Consider the following 21351-nt stretch of genomic DNA (forward strand, 5'->3'; position numbering starts at 1 on the left):
CGAACCCCGCTAAAATGACCAATCCTGACCTTTTCCTTGAACGCGTTTTCATTGTAAAAATACCTTTGCTACGCTGTTGAAAAATTTTGTCGTTTTTTTTGAATGACTTTTTCTATGCAAAAGGGTTGCAAAAGGAAGTATGTTTGATTATTATAATAATTGTGTTAGCACTCATCATGAACGAGTGCTAATAATCAACCAAATTAAAAAGGCGCAGATCAGCTGTCATCGCATTTTGTATCGTTTGCAAAATGAAACTGAGCTGAGATGTCGCAATAAAAATTAAAGGAGGGTGTTTTCCTTGTTAAAACCATTAGGTGATCGTTTAGTCATTGAGTTGGTCGAGCAAGAAGAAAAAACGGCAAGCGGAATTGTTCTTCCAGATTCTGCGAAGGAAAAGCCGCAAGAAGGAAAGGTGGTTGCAGTTGGTACTGGACGCGTAACTGAAAACGGTGAACGTGTAGCACCAGAAGTGAAAGATGGCGATGCTGTTATCTTTTCAAAGTATGCAGGCACAGAAGTGAAGTATGAAGGCAAGGAATATTTAATCCTTCGTGAAAGCGACGTATTAGCTGTTATCGGCTAATCTTTGGCAGTTGCCTGACTTTTCAACAACCATAAAAGAAACTACATATAAAATAGGAGGTAGATGTACGCATGGCAAAGGACATTAAGTTTAGTGAAGACGCTCGCCGTTCAATGAAGCGCGGTGTTGATGCGTTAGCTGATGCAGTAAAAGTAACGCTTGGACCAAAAGGTCGTAACGTAGTACTTGAGAAAAAATTCGGATCTCCATTAATTACAAATGATGGTGTAACGATCGCAAAAGAGATCGAACTTGAAGATAACTTCGAAAACATGGGTGCAAAGCTTGTATCTGAAGTAGCAAGCAAAACAAACGACATCGCTGGTGACGGTACGACGACAGCGACTGTTTTAGCACAAGCGATGATTTCTGAAGGTCTTAAAAACGTTACTTCCGGTGCGAACCCAATGGGGATCCGCAAAGGAATTGAAAAAGCAACAAGTGTTGCTGTTGAAGAATTAAAGAAAATTTCTAAGCCAATCGAAGGCAAAGATTCAATTGCACAAGTTGCTTCTATTTCTGCAGCTGACGAAGAAGTTGGTCAATTAATCGCAGAAGCAATGGAGCGCGTTGGTAACGACGGAGTTATCACGGTGGAAGAGTCTAAAGGATTCGGCACGGAGCTAGAAGTAGTTGAAGGTATGCAATTCGACCGCGGATATGCTTCTCCATACATGGTAACGGACTCTGACAAAATGGAAGCAGTTCTTGAAGATCCTTACATCTTAATCACTGACAAGAAGATCGGAAACATCCAAGAAGTTCTTCCTGTCCTTGAGCAAGTTGTTCAACAAAGCAAACCAATCTTAATCATTGCTGAAGACGTTGAAGGGGAAGCTCTTGCAACATTAGTTGTGAACAAGCTTCGCGGAACATTCAATGCAGTAGCAGTTAAAGCTCCTGGATTCGGTGACCGTCGTAAAGCAATGCTTGAAGATATCGCGACATTAACTGGCGGTGAAGTGATTACAGAAGACTTAGGATTAGACCTGAAGTCAGCTAATATCACTCAGCTTGGCCGTGCAGCGAAAGTAGTTGTTACAAAAGACAACACAACAATCGTTGACGGTAATGGAGATGCAGCAGAAATCTCTGCACGCGTAAACCAAATTAAAGCACAATTAGAAGAAACAACTTCTGATTTCGATAAAGAAAAACTTCAAGAGCGCCTTGCTAAATTAGCTGGCGGTGTAGCGGTCGTAAAAGTTGGAGCTGCTACTGAAACTGAAATGAAAGAGCGTAAACTACGTATCGAAGACGCTCTTAACTCTACTCGTGCAGCAGTAGAAGAAGGAATCGTTTCCGGTGGTGGTACAGCACTCGTTAACGTCATCAACGCTGTTAAGGCCGTTGACACAACAGGTGACGAAGCAACTGGTGTAAACATCGTTCTACGTTCTCTTGAAGAACCAGTACGTCAAATTGCTCAAAACGCTGGCCTTGAAGGTTCAATCATCGTTGAGCGCTTAAAAGGTGAAAGCGTAGGAGTAGGATTCAACGCTGCAACTGGCGACTATGTAGACATGGTTGAAGCTGGTATCGTTGACCCAACAAAAGTTACTCGTTCTGCACTTCAAAATGCTGCGTCTGTTTCTGCAATGTTCTTAACAACAGAAGCTGTCGTTGCTGACCTTCCAGAAGAAAACGAAGGCGGCGGCGGAATGCCAGACATGGGCGGCATGGGTGGCATGGGCGGAATGGGCGGCATGATGTAATATAGGTGTAAAAACCTTGTTATATCAATGCTTATAAGCCTTTACACCTTTTATGGTGTCCGTAAAAGTGACCGATCTATAATTTTTAGTATTTTCATGAGCTTCCTACAATTATTTTGTAGGGGGCTTTTTATGTTTTATTTATTATCCAATTATTTGAAATGACTTAATGCTTAGTTTCCAAATATGTTAAAATGAAATTGAATGTTTTGGAAAATAATCGAAATACATAAAAATGTTCTACACTAATTACTACAAGTTAAAAATAATTAGCAAATATCCTTTTGTAATGAGAAATATACTTTTTTGTTGTTGTCTTGGAAAGGTGGATAAGTGATGGCGTATCAATCAGAGGCTAAGTTGGAGCAAAATATGGTCAAACAATTAGTTACTCAAGGTTATGAACCAGTTAAAATAGAGAATTATGAGGCACTGTTAGAGAATTTTCGTCATCAGATTAACCTTTTTAATAAGAAAAAACTTGAGGGTCAACCTTTAACGGATGCAGAATTTAATCGACTGATGACCAAGATCGACGGTAAAAGCATTTTTGAATCGGCAAAAATACTTAGAGATAAACAACTAATTCAACGAGATGACGGATCTGAACTTTATGTAGAACTATTTAATAAAAGAGAATGGTGTAAAAACCTTTTTCAAGTTACGACACAGACAACAGTAACAAACAGGTATACGAACCGTTATGATGTGACTATTTTAATTAACGGTTTGCCACTTATCCAAATAGAGTTAAAAAGACGTGGTTTGGATTTTAAAGAAGCATTTAATCAAATCCAACGGTATCGAAAACATTCTTTTAAAGGACTGTATCGTTTCCTGCAAATTTTTGTTGTCAGCAATGGGGTAGATACAAAGTACTTCTCCAATTCTGATGGTGAGATTCTATTCGGATTCACATTCTTTTGGGCGGATGAACAAAATAATTCAATCACTAATTTACAAGAGTTTACATCAGATTTTCTTGAAAGATGCCATATTGCAAAGATGATTTCTCGATACATGGTTCTTAATGATTCAGAAAAGATCTTAATGGTAATGAGGCCTTATCAGGTTTATGCGGTTGAAAAGCTCGTCCAACGTGCTTTAGAAACTCAAAATAACGGCTATGTTTGGCATACGACAGGCTCAGGAAAAACCCTAACATCATTCAAAGCAAGTCAAATCCTTGCAAATGAAGAACAAATTAAAAAGGTGTTCTTTCTTGTTGACCGTCAAGATCTTGATAGTCAAACGATTCAAGAGTTTAACAAGTTTCAGCAAGGCTCTGTTGATACGACTGACAAAACAGATGTGTTAGTCGATCAGATTAAAGATAAGGCTAGTCCATTTATTGTTACGACAATTCAAAAGATGGCAAACGCTGTGAAAAACCCAAGGTATGCAGATATTATGGCTCCTTATAAAGAAGAGAGAGTTATTTTTATCATTGATGAATGCCATCGAACGCAGTTTGGTAAAATGAGAAATGATATTGACAGACACTTTCAGAAAGCGCAATACTTCGGTTTTACTGGAACACCAAGGTTTGAAGAAAATAAAAGTCAGGATGGCCGTACAACAGCAGACCTCTTTGAAAAGTGTTTGCATACGTACTTGATTAAAGATGCTATTCGTGACGGAAATGTACTAGGTTTTTCAGTTGAATATATTCGAACGTTCAAATCGAGTTTGGATTATAGTGATCCTACTGAAGTTTATGGAATTGATACTGATGAGGTTTGGCATTCAGATGAACATATGAATTTAGTGACAGATCATATTCTAAACCACCATCATCGTCGTGCAAAAAGTAAGGGTTATACGGCTATTTTTACCGTGGATTCGATACCATCATTAATTAGATATTATGATCTATTTAAGCAAAGAGATCATAATTTTACTGTTGCAGGTATCTTTACTTATGGGGCTAATGAAGAAAGTGAAGAGCGTGAGGAACATTCAAGGGATGCACTTGAACGGATGATAAATGATTATAATGTTTATTTCGGCACAGACTATTCAACGGAAGTGTGGAATAGTTACTTTTCAGATGTGTCCAGAAGGGTGAAAGCAGCACAAATTGATATTTTAATTGTGGTTCGAATGTTCCTAACGGGGTTTGATAGTAAAACATTAAATACCCTTTATGTAGATAAAAACTTAAAACACCATGACCTTCTACAAGCTTATAGTCGAACGAATCGTGTAGAAAAATCAACAAAACCTTATGGAAATATTGTCTGTTACCGTAACTTAAAAGATGCAACAGATGAAGCCATACGGATCTTTTCAAAAACTGACTCTGTTGATGAAGTCTTAATGAAATCATATGAAGAGTACCATGAACAATTCCTTAAGGCTCAAGAACTTGTAAGACAAATTGCAGAAAATCCAGAATCTGTCGATGTACTTGAACGTGAAGAAGATCAAAAAAAGTTCGTTATGGCTTTTAAGAATATGACAAGAATGTTATTGAGGATGCAAAACTTCTCGGAGTTTGAATTTGACGAAGAAAAGCTAAAGATTGATGAACAAACGTACGAAGATTATAAAAGTAAATACTTTAAAATTGTTGATCGTACGAGAAATCAGGAAGAGAAGGTTTCTATATTGCAAGATCTTGATTTTGAATTGGAACTTATGCATACAGATCGTATTAATGTAAGTTATATTATGAATCTGATTCGTAACTTGGATTTTGAAGACCAGAAGAAGCTTGATAAAGAGCTTGCCTTTATTAAAGGAGAACTTGGACGTGCAACTGATCCTGAATTACGCTTAAAAGTAGAGCTCATAGAAGATTTCATAGAAAAAGTAGCACCGACTCTGACAAATGATGATTCAGTGGTTGATGCATATTACGATTTCGAAGAAAAAATGCGTGAAAAGGAAATTGGAAAGTTTGCCGAATTAGTCGGGATGGAAGATGATCACTTACGTGAGCATCTAGCTGTTTACGAATACAGTAACTTAATTGAGCAACCGAAAATCTATGATGAACTTAGTGGCAGCTTTATAAAGAAAAAGAAACTCGTTACAAAAGTTAAGGATTTTATAAAAGAGCATACGCAAAAATATGCATAGAGAGGGTATCCCTCTCTTTTATTTGTGTAATTTTATATAATTACATTGAAATTGTATTGTAATTTTATATAATTACACTTATAATGTGTTTATACTTAAAGAAGGGAGGAGTTCTCCATTATACTTCAAAACATTGCCTCGATTCATCAAGGGATCAATGTGACTCGGGTTGAATCGAAAGTCCGCCATCATGATAATCAGGAATTTCAAGTTCTGTCACTAAAGGAATTTAATGAAGTCTTAGGGGCGAACTACCGTGTTACAAAGGAGCGTTCTTCTGTCATTGAGGTAAAAAAGAGTCGTATTAAGAAACATCTTCTTATTGACCCTACTCGAGTGATTATTCATCTTTTATCTCAAAAGGCAGTTCGCTTTCCGAGCGACTATGAAGGGTATTTGATTCCACTTAATTTTGTCGCTTTGGATTTTGACGAAACAGCAGACCCTGATTATATAACGTGGTATTTTAACGAGCATCCTAAGATGAAGAAACAACTTATACTTGCTACTCAAGGATCAAGTGTAACTTCTTTATCACTCGTTAATTTAAAGGATCTGAAAGTTGAACTACCAGATATAAAAAAACAAAAACAAATTGGCAAAGCTTATCGCTTATCAAAAGACAAACAAAAACTTCAACAAGAACGAATTTCCTTAGAACAGGAAGCTATTAAACAAAAACTAATCAATGTGCTGGAGGGTACGACATGACAAAAACAGAAAAACAACGTCTGCATCAGGCAGAACTACATAAAAAATTATGGAACATGGCCAATGATTTACGAGGACAAATGGAAGCGTATGAATTTAAAAACTATATTCTTGGGTTAATCTTCTATCGATATTTATCAGAAAAGGTAGAGACACGAGCAAATAAGCTACTAGAGGAAGATGGTATTAGCTTTGATGAGGCTTGGAAGGATGAAGAATATCGAGAAGGACTAACTGAATATTTAATTCAGGAGCTTGGATATGTCATTGAAACACAATTTTTGTTTTCCCATATGATTCGAGAAATTGAAAAAGGAGATAATGGTGTGTTTGATGTTGAGATGCTTCAAAAAGGGATTAACTCTATTGAAGAATCAACATTAGGAGCTGAGAGCCAAGAAGATTTCCAACATCTTTTTGATGATATGGATTTATCTTCCTCACGTCTAGGAAGAGAAGTTAGTGCCCGTTCAAAGCTTATTGCAAAGATCATGGTCAGTATTAATGAAATTCCATTCTTGCATGATGATGTGGATATTGATGTATTGGGAGATGCTTACGAATATATGATTTCTCAATTCGCAGCTAGTGCTGGTAAGAAAGCAGGAGAATTCTATACGCCACAACAAGTATCTACAATTCTTGCGAAAATTGTCACTGCTGGGAAAGATGAAATCAAGCATGTGTATGATCCAACATGTGGTTCAGGTTCATTACTCCTTAGAGTTGCAAAAGAGGCTAAGGTATGGAAGTACTATGGACAAGAAAAAACGTCAACAACTTATAACTTGGCTCGTATGAACATGCTTTTACATGACGTAGAGTATCGAAGATTTGATATTCAAAATGAGGATACGTTGGAAGAACCGCACCATCTTGATATGCGTTTTGAAGCTGTTGTTGCCAATCCACCATACAGTGCTAAATGGAGTGCTGATTCAAAGTTCATGGATGATGAACGATTCAGTGCGTATGGCAAGCTTGCACCAAAATCAAAAGCAGACTTTGCTTTTATTCAACATATGATCCATCAGCTAGATGACAATGGTACGATGGCGGTTGTTCTTCCACATGGTGTTTTATTTAGAGGAGCTGCGGAAGGGACGATACGAAAGTATTTAATTGAGAACAAAAATTACTTGGATGCGGTGATTGGACTCCCAGCGAATATTTTCTATGGAACATCTATCCCAACATGTGTCCTGGTATTTAAGAAGTGTCGTAAAGAAAGTGACAACGTGATCTTCGTTGATGCATCCAGTGAGTATGAAAAAGGGAAGAACCAAAATTACTTAACTGATGAAAACGTGGAGCGAATCATTAAGACATATCTTGACCGTCAAACAGTTGATAAATTTGCTTACTCTGCAACATTGGAAGAAATCAAAGAGAATGACTATAACCTTAATATTCCTAGATATGTTGATACATTTGAAGAAGAAGATCCAGTAGATCTAGAAGCAGTATCCAAACGAATAGAAGAGATTGATAAAGAAATTTCTGAGATTGATCAGGAATTAGAGAAGTATTTTAAAGAGTTGGGGATGTAAGCTATGAAAACTCCTGAGTTGAGATTTAAAAATTACAAAGATAACTGGAAGTTAAGTTATTTAAATCAGCTATGTGAAATTAACCCCAAGAGTGGGGATCTTCCGTGGGAATTTATTTATATAAGCTTGGAATGCGTTAAACAAGGGGAGTTATTATCGCAAAATATTTTAGAGAAACATAATGCTCCAAGCCGAGCAAAAAGAGTTTTAGAATTAGGAGATGTGTTATTCCAGTCAGTTAGATCTTATCAGAAGAATCATTATATTTTATCTGAGGAATTTACTCTACCAACAGTTGCATCTACTGGTTTTTCACTACTTCGGGCAAAAGAAGATGAAAGATTTTTATATCACCTATTATTTACATCCCGTTTTTCACATGAAGTAAAAATACGAAGTACAGGGTCAAATTATCCTGCGATTAATGGCAGTGATTTATCAGATGTTGAAGTTAGTTATCCTTCCACGAGTGAACAACAAAAAATCGGTGAATTCTTTACACTCTTAGATGAGCGCATTAAAAAACAACATGAAAAGGTAGGTTTGTTAAAAGAGCAGAAGAAAGGTTTGCTGCAAAAAATCTTTAATCAAGAATTGCGTTTTATGAATGATGAAGGGAAGGAGTTTCAAAAGTGGAAGCGAGTGCAATTAAGTGAGGTAGCAAGTAAAGTAAAAGAGAAAAATAAATCATTAGTTACAAATGTAATCTCAAACTCAGCCTTGTATGGTTTAATTAAGCAAAAAGATTACTTTGACAAAGATATTGCAAATGCTTCGAATATTGCTGGTTATTATGTAATAAAAGAAGGAGATCTTGTTTATAATCCTCGAATTTCAAAAGAAGCACCGTATGGGCCAGTTAGTGTTTATCCTTTTCCTGAAGCTGGAGTAGTTTCCCCATTGTATTTATGTTTTAGAGTTAATAATAACTCAGTCAACTCAAGGTTTCTCCATTATTACTTTAAATCTAGCCAATGGCATAAGCATATTTATACTCACGGTGATAAAGGGGCGAGGCATGACAGAGTTAGTATAAAAGATGTTGATTTTTTCAAATTGCAAATAAACCTTCCCGTTGAAAAAGAACAAAACAAAATAGCAAAGGTATTGGATCTTTTCGAGAAAAAGGAAATAATGGAAAAAGAGAAACTGCGGTCTTTACATGATCAAAAAAAAGGGTTTCTGCAACAGGTCTTCATCTAACCAACTGAAAAAACTATATCCACGGCTGATAATTGGAGAGGCGATTTATTATGAGTACAACTAAAACAATTAATTACAGGAAATTCAAAAGAGATAGATTTGGTATATGTAATATTTGCTTAGAAAAAAAGCCTCTGAGTTGGGATCATGTTCCCCCTAAAAATGCAGTTAATATTACTGAAACAGAAATTTATGAAATACAAGAAGTGCTCGTGAAAGGTATAGAAGGAACTAAACCACATTTTTCTCAAAACGGGTTAAAGTTTAGAACGATTTGTAGTCAATGTAACTCTATACTTGGAACAGAATATGATCAAGAGTTTGGGGATTTAGCTAAAAATGTTACAAATTTAATGAAGTCAAGTTTATTTTTACCAGAATCATTGACGGTTACAGTTAACCCTTATAAAGTTTCTAAAGCAATTATAGGGCATTTATTAAGTGCTAAAACACATACGGATAACAATTTAATTGAAAAGAAATTGCGGTCATACTTTCTGTCTAGAGATCAAGAGTCATTAGATGGTCTTTATATACACTATTGGGTTTATCCGTACAATGATACAAAGATACTCCATGACTTTTGGTTAAAAGATATTGGTGATGATTCAATGTCTATTAATGGGGGAAGCATATTAAAATTTTTCCCCCTTGCATTTATGATTCATGATAAGTCGGAATATGCAAATTTAGAAGAAATAACTTCAAAGATCGTTTCAAAAGAAGACACATGCCAACTACCGATATTTGTAAGACAAAATAGAGGGAATGATTGGCCTGAGGCTATTAAAAATAAAAAGGTGATGTTGGTTGGACAAGGCTTTAATAATTCTGTTTTTGCAAAACAGAGAACGAAAAAGAAGTAATTTTTACTTTTACGAATCATATAGGTTTTTAGATATACCTAACATAAACCCATGGAATTTATCTACAGCTTCTTTTTTAAGGTTTTTCGTCATATGTGCATAAATGTCCATGGTAGTATTTATATCACTATGTCCAAGTCTTTCTTGAATCTCTTTTATGTGCACATTAGCCTCAATTAGAAGTGATGTATGTGTATGTCTAAATGAGTGGGGTGTTATGTGCTTATCGATTGATGTGTTTTTCAAAACCCTTTGAAGTCTTATGGCTACAGCTTTAATTGTTTTTGGATACCCTTCGTTTGTTGCAAAAATGAACCCGTTGTCTTTATAAAAGGGTTCATTTTCTTTTTTTAGTGCGCCCAGCATGGGTGTAATCTATAGGGTGAAAGTCCCGAACCACGAAGGCAGAAGTAGTGGTTAGCCAAACGCAAGGGTGTCCATGGTGACGTGGAATCTGAAGGAAGCGAGCGGCAGACCTCCGGTCTGAGGAACACGAACTTCATATGAGGCTAGGTATCACTGGATGAGTTTGCTAAACAAAACAAAGTCCGTTCTGCCGAAGGTGGTACAGAGTAAATGAAGCAGATAGGTGGAGGGAAAGATTGCACTCTTACCTGGGGAGGCCTGGCTGTAACGCCAAGCTCACTTGGTAACCTATTTAGTGATAAATAGCTGAACAGTCAGGAGTCAGCAGAGGCCATAGTACTTTGAATGATCTAGAGATTTAAGGGAAGGGCCGAATCATTTAAGAAGAATTAGCGCTTGGCGTACGTATTACTCAATGAAGCAGAAACATATAATCCTTCCTAATGGAGGACGTGGTGAATCCCACAGGGGACATAAGAAGGGCTGAGAGTAATACCACACAAGAAGATGATCTAATTCACGTAGGAGATTGATAAGAATGTTGGAACGAGTTCTATCACGGCAAAATTTAAATCGCGCACTCGAAAGAGTGGAGCGTAATAAAGGAAGTCACGGTGTAGATGGGATGAACGTACAAAACCTACGACCTTATCTTCATGAACACTGGGCATCCCTGCGAGCTCAGCTCGAAAGTGGTACCTATCAACCTCAACCTGTTCGCCGAGTCGAAATCCCGAAACCGAGCGGAGGTAAGAGGAAATTAGGAATCCCGACTGTGATAGACCGTTTCATACAACAGGCTATTGCACAAACACTGAGTGAGGTTTATGACCCAACATTCTCCACCAAAAGTTTTGGGTTCCGACCAGACAAACGTGCTCACGACGCTGTTCGACAAGCTAGGGGGTATATTAAAGAGGGTTGTCGCTGGGTCGTGGACATTGACCTAGAGAAATTCTTCGATAAGGTAAACCATGATAGATTAATGAGAACAATAAGTTATCGAGTGGATGACCCCATACTACTTAGGTTGATACGTAGGTATCTTCAATCTGGTGTGATGGAGAAAGGCCTTGTCAGTCCTAATACTGAAGGGACTCCGCAAGGAGGACCGCTTAGTCCCCTCCTGTCTAACATTGTTCTAGACGAACTTGACAAGGAACTGGAGGAAAGAGGTCTTGCCTTCGTACGCTATGCCGACGATTGTAATATCTACGTCCGCTCTAGAAGAGCAGGTGAACGGATAATGGAAAGTATTACAACGTTTATTGAGAAGAAACTCAAACTGAAGGTGAACAAAGAGAAGAGTGCAGTAGACCGACCATGGAGAAGAACATTCCTAGGCTTCACTTTCACCAACAACATTAAACAACCGAAAATTAGAGTATCCAAGCAAAGTATTCAACGTTTTAAACTGAGAATACGAAAACTCACCTCGAGGAAATGGTCAATTTCTATGGGGGATAGGATAGAGAAAATCAACCGCTATCTGATCGGTTGGATGGGCTATTATCAACTAGCCGAAACTACCTCAGTCTTTAAAAGGATTGATGGTTGGCTTCGAAGAAGGTTGAGGATGATTCGATGGAAAGAGTGGAAGAAGATTAAAACGAAACAAAAGAATCTTAGGAAGCAAGGAATCAATGAACAACAGGCATGGGAGTGGGCTAATTCTAGACTAGGATACTGGCGTATAGCTAAAAGTCCTATATTAGATAGAGCCCTTGATAACCGATATTGGAATAATCAAGGGCTTAAAAGTCTACTTTTGAGATATCAATCGTTACGTTGGACTTAAATGAAACCGCCGTGTACCGAACGGTACGCACGGTGGTGTGAGAGGTCGGGGGTTAGTCACCCCCTCCTACTCGATTCTGGTCTTGTTCAGCTTTATGTTTTTTCAGGAGTTCTATAACTAAGGGATCAATGGTTATTGTTCGGATTGATCCATCTGTTTTAGGTGTTAAAAGCTTATATTTAGTCTTGTTATTCGTAGGGTTGTAATAAGTTTTTACTATTCGTACTGTATGTTTTACAAAATCAATGTCTGGCCACTTTAATGCCACCATTTCTCCAACTCTCATTCCCGTATAAGACAGTAGAGTGAACGTTAACAGATCACCTTCTAATCCGATTTCTTTAGTTTTCTTAAGAAACTCTTCTAATTCCTCTTTTTCTAGGAACTTTTGTTGTATTGTATGTTGGTTTTCTTCAAGTTCATCTACTGTCTTTCTCTTCTTAGGTAACCTTATGTCTTTTGTGGGTACTTCATTTACTAGTTTGTTATGGAGTGCATAATCAAAAAACATATGAGCAGATGAATGAATGCTAGAGATATAATTTGAACTGAATTTTTCAGCTAACTCATCAATGACGTCTTGATAAGCTTTCTTATTGATTTTTTGAATGGGTGTATTTGAAAATTTGTTTAATACGTGTTTAAAAGCAATTCTACGAGCTCTCACACTGCTTTCTTTTGCCCCCTGTGAAGCATAATGTTTTTCCCAGTCAAGGTACACTTTTTCAACGGTAATGTTTGATGGTTGTAGAAATTCACCTCTATGCGCTTGTCTTTCTACTAATGCGGCTGCAAGTTTAGCATCTTTTTGAGTTAAAAACCCTTCTTTCGCTTTTTTGAGCTCCTTGTTTGTTACAGGGTCTTTTCCGAGATAAACTCTATACCCCCATCTAATTCCCTTTTTGGTTTTCTTTTTGTATATTCTTGCCATGATATTCACCTTTTTCTAACAAGTTGTTTAATCAGATATTTTAGACTCAAATTGTGTCTGAAAAGGGTCTAATCCAATATCGAAATCAAACAATTCATGTACTTCTTTGATAATAAGGTCTGTTAAGTGTTCAAAGATATAATTTTCAACAACGAACGGTATACTCATCTTTTTAAATTGACTCTTTAAAGAGTTATCAAATTCTATGTTAATATTCATTACTAAACTGCTGGAGAATTTACTATCTAGAAGTACAGGCAATCCAAATTCAAATTTTCCCTCATTGTATTTTAGTTTAACTATCGTATTTAGCTGAGTCCTATTTATTAACTCTGACCAATCTTCACCTGTTTTTAGTTGGTGATACAAACTTTCAACATTCAAACCATTAACAATATTGTCTGTTTCAATTTCAATTTCAACATCATAAAAAGTTAACAAATCTCCAGGTTGACAATCAAGGAAAGTACAAAGTTGACTAAGTGTCTCGTACTTCACACCATTAGCGTAATTATTATATAAATTAGAAATGGTTGTGCGGGAAAGTGATGTATTTTCAAATATGTCTTTAATATTCATATTTTTCTCTGCCATTAAAACTCTTAGGTTACAATGTATAAATCCCATTTTCAAACCTCCTTATAAACTTTATACATTATACCATAGAAACCATATAGTAACCAATAAAGTTTTTATAATAATTAATAAAATATCTGTAATTTTAGTTGATTTTCAAATTAATTTAATTATAATTAAAGTATACTATATAACCAATAAAGTTTTCATTATTAAACTTTATTTTGTGAGGAGGGGTAAGTATTGATCGTGTTGAAATCAAAAAAAGATTTTAATCAGAGGTTAATTAGAGAAGGTTTTTCTAAATGTAGCTTCGCAAAGATTAATGGAATTTCTGGCGCTACTTTAATTCAGATTTCAAATGGAAAGCAGTATCCTAGGCCAGAAACAGCTAAGAAATTTGTGATGGCTTAGGGGTGGAATTTGATGACTTGTTTGAAATTAAAGAATCAGAAAGAGAATTTGCGAAATAAAAGGTGGTGAAAAAAATGCTTGATATTAAAGTTGATGATAAGACGGTAAATGAATTGTTGGAGAAAGCGATTAACCAAAAAGTCGAAGAATTAGCAGTTGAAAAATACTTCATGACATACAACGAGTTAGCTAGTTATTTAAATATAAGTAAACCTGTGATAGAAGAAAGGCTTATTAAGAATGGTCTCACCTTTTATAAAGTTGGGAAGAAATACCTTTTCAAAAGAAATGAAGTCGAGGATTTTCTGGATAATATCACTGCCCAAATGAGTGTCACAAATAATGATTTCATGTTCTTTAATAGGCTTAAAGATGGAGCGAGAGATTGGAGTAATAATCGTGAAGAAGAGTAAGCGAAAAAATGCCCTCCCCCTAAAGCCTGGCAGCAAATAAGAGAGAGGGAAGCAAAAGCTTACTCACATAATACCAAATATTTACGTGAGGTAGAATAATGTTGGATAAGAATTTTGAAAATAATAAAGATGCAGACCAAATGTTTGTGATTAAAAAAGGCAAGAAAAAGAGTCGAGATGAATTAATGTTACCTCCACTTTATTTCGTATCCATGACTGATTGGGAGAAAAAGTTAGGGAGTGATACGTTAATTAATTGGTTAAAGCTACTTACGCTTGTTGATAGAACAGAAGAAGCACTTGATAAATATGGGAACAAATCTACTATTCCTAGATCACTTAGGAAACTAATGGTTGAATTTGGGTTATCAAAAGCAACCTTTTATCGAAAAGTCATCAGGCCACTTTGGGAATATGGATTTATAGATGTTATTACTTGGAATGGTTCAAGTAATGATGGGCACAAGCCGAAAAACATTATGGTTTATGAGTATCCACAAAATGAATTTCATTTAGCTGTAAAACCACTACAAAAAATAAGAGACTATGACAGAGATTATAATTCCGTACAGGCTATCTTCGGAAGGAAGGGAGCTAATAAAAGAAAAGAGACTGATATGAATAAATCATCAAAACGGACATATCAGGGCAATGGCGAAGAAGAACATAATAATGATGGTTTAAAAAATGAAACCACCATGGTATCAGAAATTGAACCACCCCTTGTCTCAAAAATGAAACCTATTAATTATACAAATAATAATTTAACTGAAGAAGAAGAAATAAATAATATAATAAACGCGCGCTCGCACGAAAATAGATCTGATCAAAATAATCAAATAAAAAACCAAGTCAAAAGCATTGTGGCTGAAAACTTCATATTTGAGTTTCTAGGTGACTTTCTGTATGAAAAAGGGGTAAACCCTGAAACAATTAATAAAACTATTCTAGCAGTTTTTAACGAAGGGATAGACCTATTCAGAATGGAAGATATTGAAGGACAGTATCAGTTCATGATGGACAAGCTACATACTAGAAGTGTAGACAATCATAGAAACTTTGCTGTTTACTTTGCGAACGGTTTAAAAGATCGAACAGAACAATCAATCATGAAAGATCAGTACGAGAAAGAACGTCAACGGCAATATGAACTACATCAACAACAACTGCAAAAGAAGCGTGAAAATAAAATGAAACATCCTTCTTACAATTGGCTTGAAGAGGAATAATCATATGACCTCTCGAATGGTCAAAATGATCATTCGGATGAGAAGAAAGGAAGAGACATAAAAAGGTTCAAAGTTTGAATAAAATAACGGAGTCTATCATTTATTTACTAAAGCATAATAAAAATGAAATGATGAACTTATTACTGCCTTTCTATAAATGAGCAGTAATAAGTTCAATCTAAATTTAACTTTTTTATAAATATAGTGTTTTATTTTTCAAGAAAACTTGTCGTCTATGTTGAACGTCGAGTTTAAAAATTCACAGAGTGCCCACTTACATACCATCAAAGATTGTATGCGTGGCAGTCGGGCAGAATCATCCCGACATTCGTTTGCTTTGCAAATAGCACTTCGTGGATTACAAGGAAAGAATAAAAGATTGGCGGTGTGTTCCTTGGCTGTAGGTTACTATCACTTATCAGTTAATACTATTTCAAGAGGAAAAGGACAGTCTGCTGTCGCAGCTTCTTCCTATCGTTCCGGTGAAGCGTTATATTCCAATGACGATCAAGAGATGAAATTTTATGGTCAAAGAGATGTGCAGCCTGAGACATATATTATTGCCCCCGAGCATGCACCCGATTGGGTTTATGATAGAGAAAAATTATGGAATGAGGTTGAACATAAAGAGGCATCTATTAATAGTCGTTTAGCAAGAGAAGTGAGGGTTGCTTTACCGACTGAATTGCCATTAGAAGAACAAACTAAATTAGTAAAATCTTTTGTAGTAGAGAATTTCACAGATAAAGGAATGGTTGCTGATATTGCGATTCATCGTGACGTTGAACATAACTCCCATGCACATATCATGTTAACTGTCAGGCCTTTTGAAGAAGATGGTTCTTGGGGGCAAAAACAACGTAAAATATATTTGTATGATGAGGAAGGTAATAAGTTAAAAACAGAGAAAGGTAATGTTAAATCTAAAACGGAATTCTTGACCAATTGGGATAAAAAAGAAACGTTAGAAATTTGGCGTGAAAATTGGGCTGAAAAAGCTAATGAGGCTTTTAAAGAAATTGGATCCGATGTACGTGTTAGTCATAAATCTTATGAAGAAACCGATATAAATAAGATCGCTAGGCATCGTTTGACCTGGGAAGAATATAAAGCTGAAAAAGAAGCACAAATTCAAGCGCAAATACAAGGTAAAGAATATGAGCCTGTCACCCACATGGGTGAAGTGAATAAAGAAATAGAAGAAACCAATGAATTATTAAGTGAGATTGATGAAAGAGTCGTTAGTTTAGAAGAGTATAAGAAGTCTCTTGAAAAGGAAATAGATAAACAGTTTATTCCTAATGTACGTGAAGAATTTCCATTATCTGAAGAGCAAGTAGATGCACTGAAATATGTCTCCAATCGTGTTCATGGGTATGTAACTTATGAAAATGCAAAGGAGAATCTTGAGAAGGTTGAAAATTGGGGTATTTCAATTGAGAAAGAAGCTAGAAAGTTAGATGTTGAGGGTCATATTTTAGGTAGAGTTCGAGACAAATATAAGGATGATCCTAAAAGTGTACTCTATTACGGATTTTTACCGAGATCCTTTGAGCAAGAACATAAAATAAGACAAATAGATTACACGAACAGAGCAAATAACTTCACTCAAAAAATGTCTAGTTTTGATGAAGCCTTAATAAAAAGTCTTATTGCTTATGAAGTACAAAAAGAAATCATTCACAGGGAGTTTTCCTATATTTATCCTCAATATAGCCATATAACAGAAGGTTTCAATGAAAGCATTATAGACTTGAAACATGCTTATGTTCAAGAATATCTGAGAAGTGGCATAAAATATGAATACATCGAAGAATTTGAAGAACCACAGCTAATGAAAGATTATTCAGTTGAGAAAGTATCTGATCAAACTTTATTGAAAGAGTGGAGGGAGAATCAAAGTAGTTTACTAATTGCAAACAGAGCTGTTTCTAAAGCTAATAGCGAGTTCACCGTAATATGGAAAGAATATAAAGATACAGAGAGTGTTTATAATGTTCACGTGAAGCTAGAAACTGCTAAAGAGCAGGTTAAAGATCGCGAATTCCAAAAAGAAAAGCTGAATGAACGTATGACTCGTTCTTTAGCAGACAAATATACTAATCAACCAAAAGAAATAATAGAAGCTATTCCAGCTAAGATGCAAGCCAAACTGATTGAATGGCATTTAGACAACCGTTCAACTGGTAAACTTTCAAAAGATCTTAAACTGATTGAAAAAGATCTCCAAAAAGATGGTAAGTCAATTAATGATTTGTATGAAATGAAGGATATTAAAACAAGTGGAATAGCAGTGACTCAGTTATTTAGTAACTTAGTAAATTCATCATCACCAAACGATAAAGGGCAGGATTTGGATGAAATTAAACGTAAGCAAAAATCTAAATTGCTGCGTAAAGACCATTCTAAAGAAATAGAGTTAGGGCAATGATTTGATCCTATGGCTGTTACCATTAAAATAGAAAGGGGATGGGCTTAGGATTGGGTGGTCATTTGCTATCTCAATATTAGCATTAATAATTTGCATTACAGCACTTGTCTTAATCAAAAAATCGCAATGAGTATCCCTATGAATCTCGGCTGTTGTGGATGTGTGTGAAGAGACTGTAACTATTTATTGTGAGGAAGTCGATCTTTTAGAGGGTGTGAACAACACAAGGGGGCGTTAACATGGACTCAGTACGCTTTGAGAAGCTCTTTGAACAAGCGAAATGGCAACTAGAGGTGGAAGGATTCAAAGTTACAGAAGAAGATAAAGAAGCTGTTCGCAAGGTTATTATGGGCGAGATGAGTCGAGAGCAACTTATCGAACAACTTAAAAATGAAAGCACTTCATGATATAATAACATTGATGTTAGGAAGGGGAACCCCTTCCTCTTGGCTAATTGAACTCTCACCGTCTGTACGGTAGGGGAGGGGTGGTTCTTTATGAGCCACCCCTTCTTCCGTTGTGGTGATATCTCCCACATATAAACTATTGAGTTGATTACGGTAAAATAACGGTAAAAGAATTTTCTTAAATGAAAATAACGTTAAAATAACGGTAAATCAAAATAGGTATATGGTAGAATACCGTTAAAATAACGGTATTTAAAATTCTTGATATCTATTAATTTTGGTTAGATTAGAAGTAACAAGCAAGGTTAAAATAAATTCATTTGTTGCAATATATGTCCGTTTCCTCATGTTTTGATTGAGATAAGATTCGGCTTTCTAGGGTGGGTTTTTTTGAATGAAAAGAATACTTATAGTATTTATATTTGAAAGGGTTTAATTAGTTTCTTGATTACTCAAAAAACCTCTTTAAATGATAGTTACTAATACTTCCTTTTTAGCTACGACACGACTGTCTTTTATGATACTTACATTCATCGAGTGAGTTCCTTTATATGAAGTTCCTTCCCAATGATAGTTCCCTTCGTAATGCTTATAACTTGTTGAATGTTCTAAATCGTTAATATCGTGTGCCTCATCCCCCTTGTTATTGACCTCCCATACAATTTCATATGGGGCAGGTACATTATGATTTGCTTCAAAAAACAAACTACAATATTTCGGATTAATCCTTTCGTTTCTTCTATTAGTTTTATATGAAAGTTTATTGGATTTGTTTCGATTATATAATTCATATCTAACGTCTAAACGATAAGCAACGGGGTATTGTGCTCTTTCCGCATAAAATTCTCTTTCCGCAGATTTTGAAACCTCTTCAGGAGCCCAATAATCATGGTTGAAAAATTTCTTCCATGCTTTTTTTCCTTTTTCACCTGTACAACCATGCTCAAACAGAACATCTAGATTGGTGAGTTTGTCTTCTAAATAATCCTTTAATCTAGTTACTTTTCTTTTGTGGTTTTCTTTAGGTGTCAAGGAAAGAGATCGTTCTGTTGGATTGTTTACATTATTAGATAAAACAATACGATTCTTAATGGCGACTATTGTATCGTAGAATGACTTGTCATCTCTTTCGTTGTTGGGTACATAACATTCATCTACCAATGTAGTTAGAATGACTCCTCCTGGTAAACTCCAATTAGAGCGAGAACGGGCAAACATTTTTAAGAGTCTTGTAATTCTCCTCATTTGATTTTTCTTTACATATACCCCTTCATCACTTTCTTTTGGACTTTCTTCTCTGATTTGCTGATTAAAATAGTCTCTTATACCTCTTGGGTGCCTTAAATTCCATGAAGGTCCTGCATGTTCAAAAATAAAATCCTGATCTTCATCCTTTTCTTTGTATCTCCTGTATACTGCAAAGTCAATGTGATACCCAGCTTGATATTGCACTCTAATAGCATTCTTTCCTGCTGTCGGGGCAATAACAAAATTAGTACACTTTCTACATAAAGCATCTTCTATTAGTTTTCTACTATCTAATGCAGAAGCGGGTAAATTATTTTTATCAAAAATGACCGCAACGTCGATATCATAATCATTTTCATCATTTTGAGTGACAGTACTTATTGCAATACTCCCTTGAACTATATTATCCACAAGGACGTATTTTTTATTTTTTTCTTCATTTATCTCTAACAAGCCATTTTTTAGTCTGTTGATGTTAGTTTTTTTTAACTTTCTTAATTTATTGGCCTCTGCCCCCGATAATCTTACTTCATTATCATGAAAAGCCTTCATTTCATTGTGAAGATTTAACATCATACCCCACCTCATGAATTTCAATATAGGAATTAATATTGTTAGGATTTGTCTTTTTATGAACCTTTAAAGCCCAAGGATAATTAATGGTATTCTTGCCTTCAAAATTATAAATGAACACATCTTTGTCATTTCGAGTAATTGCACTTCCGATATTAAACACAAGAGAAGTCTGAGCAGATATAAATATATTTACTCTTTGTAAGTTGTTGGAGTATAGTCGGTTTATATCATCTAATAACGAACGGAATTGTTGTTTGTATTCACTTAACTGAGTTTTACTTTTAATTGCATGTCTTTTACAATTTCGAAGCTTAAGATGGTAGTTATCGTTATTGAAAGCAGGGATACCGCTCAACTGACTTCTTTTAATCTCTTCAGTCAAGGAGATTAGAATATTAACCTCCGACGAAGATTCGAAATTCTTAGATACCAAATCTTTTACTAATTCTAATTTAGGATAATTGATTTCTTCAGGTAAAACCTCCCACTTAAGATTGTTTTCATCCCATTCAGAAAAAGTAAAATTTCTTTTATTCGAAACCTGATATCCTAATAAAAAGACATAGGGAATGTGAGCTAGACCTTCATATTGTGATTCAGGTTGGTCCCATCTCTCAGCAACATAAAAATAATCTTCTATTGATTCTCTTTGTTTAATAAGACTGTTTTTCATCCACTCTAAATTTGTTTCATTATTTTTGGGCCTTTGGTCTAATGTTACATATACCTCCTCTTTGATGTTTCCTGGTGTATTATTTTTTTCAGAAGAATCAATAGAAAACTGTTTAAATACAACCTTGGATTTTCTATTTAATCCTTTTTCTCTATTTACCATTTGTCTATGAATCCAATATAAAGCGAATGTAATTAAGCTAATAGAAATAATTATAGCTATAATATTTATGTAATCACCGTATTCGCTTTGCGAAAAAAGAATTTGTATTAGATATGGAAAAAGCCCAAAACTAGGAAAGATAGAGATACCAAGAGCGAGAATAACTAATGGAGTTTTGTTATAAGCTCTATTCTTGAAATAAATTATCAAATAAGGTAAAGCTTTGTACTTGATAAAACGATTAATTTGCAATAAGTTCCCCCCCCCCTAAACCAATTTTTGATAAAATTACCATAATAGATATATAGTACCACATTTGATAAACGTAATATGTTAAGGAATTACAAAATTCGATTATATGCTTGATTTATCTTGCTACATGGGAGAAAGGGGATTATGGCATCTATGAAAG

18 protein-coding genes are annotated in these 21351 nt (G+C 35.4%); 13 read left to right on the forward strand and 5 right to left on the reverse strand.

Annotated elements, in window-relative coordinates:
* The first annotated feature begins 301 nt into the window (after window positions 1-301).
* The 7 genes from groES to CD001_RS07170 all read left to right on the forward strand — a co-directional run bounded on the left by groES (window position 302) and on the right by CD001_RS07170 (window position 9715).
* Window positions 302-586, forward strand: a complete 285-nt coding sequence (gene groES / locus CD001_RS07140; RefSeq protein ID WP_096186847.1) for a co-chaperone GroES — start codon at window positions 302-304, stop codon at window positions 584-586.
* 71 nt (window positions 587-657) lie between these two features.
* Window positions 658-2301, forward strand: coding sequence for a chaperonin GroEL (gene groL / locus CD001_RS07145; RefSeq protein WP_096186848.1), 1644 nt, complete (start codon window positions 658-660; stop codon window positions 2299-2301).
* Between the two features lie 336 nt (window positions 2302-2637).
* Complete coding sequence (locus CD001_RS07150) at window positions 2638-5385, forward strand: type I restriction endonuclease subunit R (RefSeq protein ID WP_096186849.1); 2748 nt, start codon at window positions 2638-2640, stop codon at window positions 5383-5385.
* Between the two features lie 159 nt (window positions 5386-5544).
* The gene (locus CD001_RS07155) at window positions 5545-6096 is read left to right on the forward strand and encodes a restriction endonuclease subunit S domain-containing protein (RefSeq protein WP_096186850.1); all 552 of its coding nucleotides are present in this window, start codon (window positions 5545-5547) and stop codon (window positions 6094-6096) included.
* Window positions 6093-7646 carry a type I restriction-modification system subunit M gene (locus CD001_RS07160; RefSeq protein ID WP_096186851.1) on the forward strand — a complete coding sequence of 518 codons (1554 nt, stop codon included), beginning with the start codon at window positions 6093-6095 and terminating at the stop codon, window positions 7644-7646. The genes CD001_RS07155 and CD001_RS07160 overlap by 4 nt, the downstream gene beginning before the upstream one ends.
* Before the next feature lie 3 nt (window positions 7647-7649).
* A complete protein-coding gene (locus tag CD001_RS07165) occupies window positions 7650-8849 on the forward strand; it encodes a restriction endonuclease subunit S (RefSeq protein ID WP_096186852.1) in 1200 nt (399 codons plus the stop codon).
* Between the two features lie 50 nt (window positions 8850-8899).
* The gene (locus tag CD001_RS07170) at window positions 8900-9715 is read left to right on the forward strand and encodes a hypothetical protein (RefSeq protein WP_096186853.1); all 816 of its coding nucleotides are present in this window, start codon (window positions 8900-8902) and stop codon (window positions 9713-9715) included.
* A gap of 9 nt (window positions 9716-9724) precedes the next feature.
* Here the strand turns inward: CD001_RS07170 and CD001_RS07175 are convergent, their stop codons facing one another.
* Window positions 9725-10081, reverse strand: a complete 357-nt coding sequence (locus CD001_RS07175) for a tyrosine-type recombinase/integrase (protein ID WP_257009734.1) — start codon at window positions 10079-10081, stop codon at window positions 9725-9727.
* A gap of 538 nt (window positions 10082-10619) precedes the next feature.
* Here CD001_RS07175 and ltrA point away from each other — a divergent pair.
* Complete coding sequence (gene ltrA / locus CD001_RS07180; protein ID WP_096186737.1) at window positions 10620-11879, forward strand: group II intron reverse transcriptase/maturase; 1260 nt, start codon at window positions 10620-10622, stop codon at window positions 11877-11879.
* Window positions 11880-11931: 52 nt separating this feature from the next.
* Here ltrA and CD001_RS07185 read toward each other — a convergent pair whose 3' ends face one another.
* A complete protein-coding gene (locus CD001_RS07185; RefSeq protein WP_096186854.1) occupies window positions 11932-12810 on the reverse strand; it encodes a tyrosine-type recombinase/integrase in 879 nt (292 codons plus the stop codon).
* Window positions 12811-12837: 27 nt separating this feature from the next.
* The gene (locus CD001_RS07190; protein ID WP_096186855.1) at window positions 12838-13437 is read right to left on the reverse strand and encodes a helix-turn-helix domain-containing protein; all 600 of its coding nucleotides are present in this window, start codon (window positions 13435-13437) and stop codon (window positions 12838-12840) included.
* Between the two features lie 192 nt (window positions 13438-13629).
* Between CD001_RS07190 and CD001_RS07195 the strand changes: the two genes are divergently transcribed.
* The 5 genes from CD001_RS07195 to CD001_RS26320 all read left to right on the forward strand — a co-directional run bounded on the left by CD001_RS07195 (window position 13630) and on the right by CD001_RS26320 (window position 18280).
* Window positions 13630-13800 carry an XRE family transcriptional regulator gene (locus CD001_RS07195; RefSeq protein WP_257009735.1) on the forward strand — a complete coding sequence of 57 codons (171 nt, stop codon included), beginning with the start codon at window positions 13630-13632 and terminating at the stop codon, window positions 13798-13800.
* Window positions 13801-13874: 74 nt separating this feature from the next.
* The gene (locus tag CD001_RS07200; RefSeq protein WP_096186856.1) at window positions 13875-14213 is read left to right on the forward strand and encodes a helix-turn-helix domain-containing protein; all 339 of its coding nucleotides are present in this window, start codon (window positions 13875-13877) and stop codon (window positions 14211-14213) included.
* A 98-nt stretch (window positions 14214-14311) separates the two neighbouring features.
* Window positions 14312-15442 carry a hypothetical protein gene (locus CD001_RS07205; protein ID WP_096186857.1) on the forward strand — a complete coding sequence of 377 codons (1131 nt, stop codon included), beginning with the start codon at window positions 14312-14314 and terminating at the stop codon, window positions 15440-15442.
* Between the two features lie 394 nt (window positions 15443-15836).
* Window positions 15837-17873, forward strand: coding sequence for a MobQ family relaxase (gene mobQ, locus CD001_RS07210; protein ID WP_179298643.1), 2037 nt, complete (start codon window positions 15837-15839; stop codon window positions 17871-17873).
* A gap of 239 nt (window positions 17874-18112) precedes the next feature.
* The gene (locus CD001_RS26320) at window positions 18113-18280 is read left to right on the forward strand and encodes a hypothetical protein (RefSeq protein WP_179298644.1); all 168 of its coding nucleotides are present in this window, start codon (window positions 18113-18115) and stop codon (window positions 18278-18280) included.
* Between the two features lie 465 nt (window positions 18281-18745).
* Here the strand turns inward: CD001_RS26320 and CD001_RS07215 are convergent, their stop codons facing one another.
* Both CD001_RS07215 and CD001_RS07220 read right to left on the reverse strand, forming a co-directional pair.
* Window positions 18746-20104, reverse strand: a complete 1359-nt coding sequence (locus CD001_RS07215) for a nucleotide-binding domain-containing protein (protein ID WP_218839243.1) — start codon at window positions 20102-20104, stop codon at window positions 18746-18748.
* Window positions 20082-21191 carry an SAVED domain-containing protein gene (locus CD001_RS07220; RefSeq protein WP_096186860.1) on the reverse strand — a complete coding sequence of 370 codons (1110 nt, stop codon included), beginning with the start codon at window positions 21189-21191 and terminating at the stop codon, window positions 20082-20084. The genes CD001_RS07215 and CD001_RS07220 overlap by 23 nt, the downstream gene beginning before the upstream one ends.
* Window positions 21192-21351 lie beyond the last annotated feature (160 nt).

Source organism: Evansella halocellulosilytica, assembly GCF_002335745.1.
In the GTDB taxonomy this organism is placed as follows: Bacteria; Bacillota; Bacilli; order Bacillales; family Salisediminibacteriaceae; genus Bacillus_CA; species Bacillus_CA halocellulosilytica.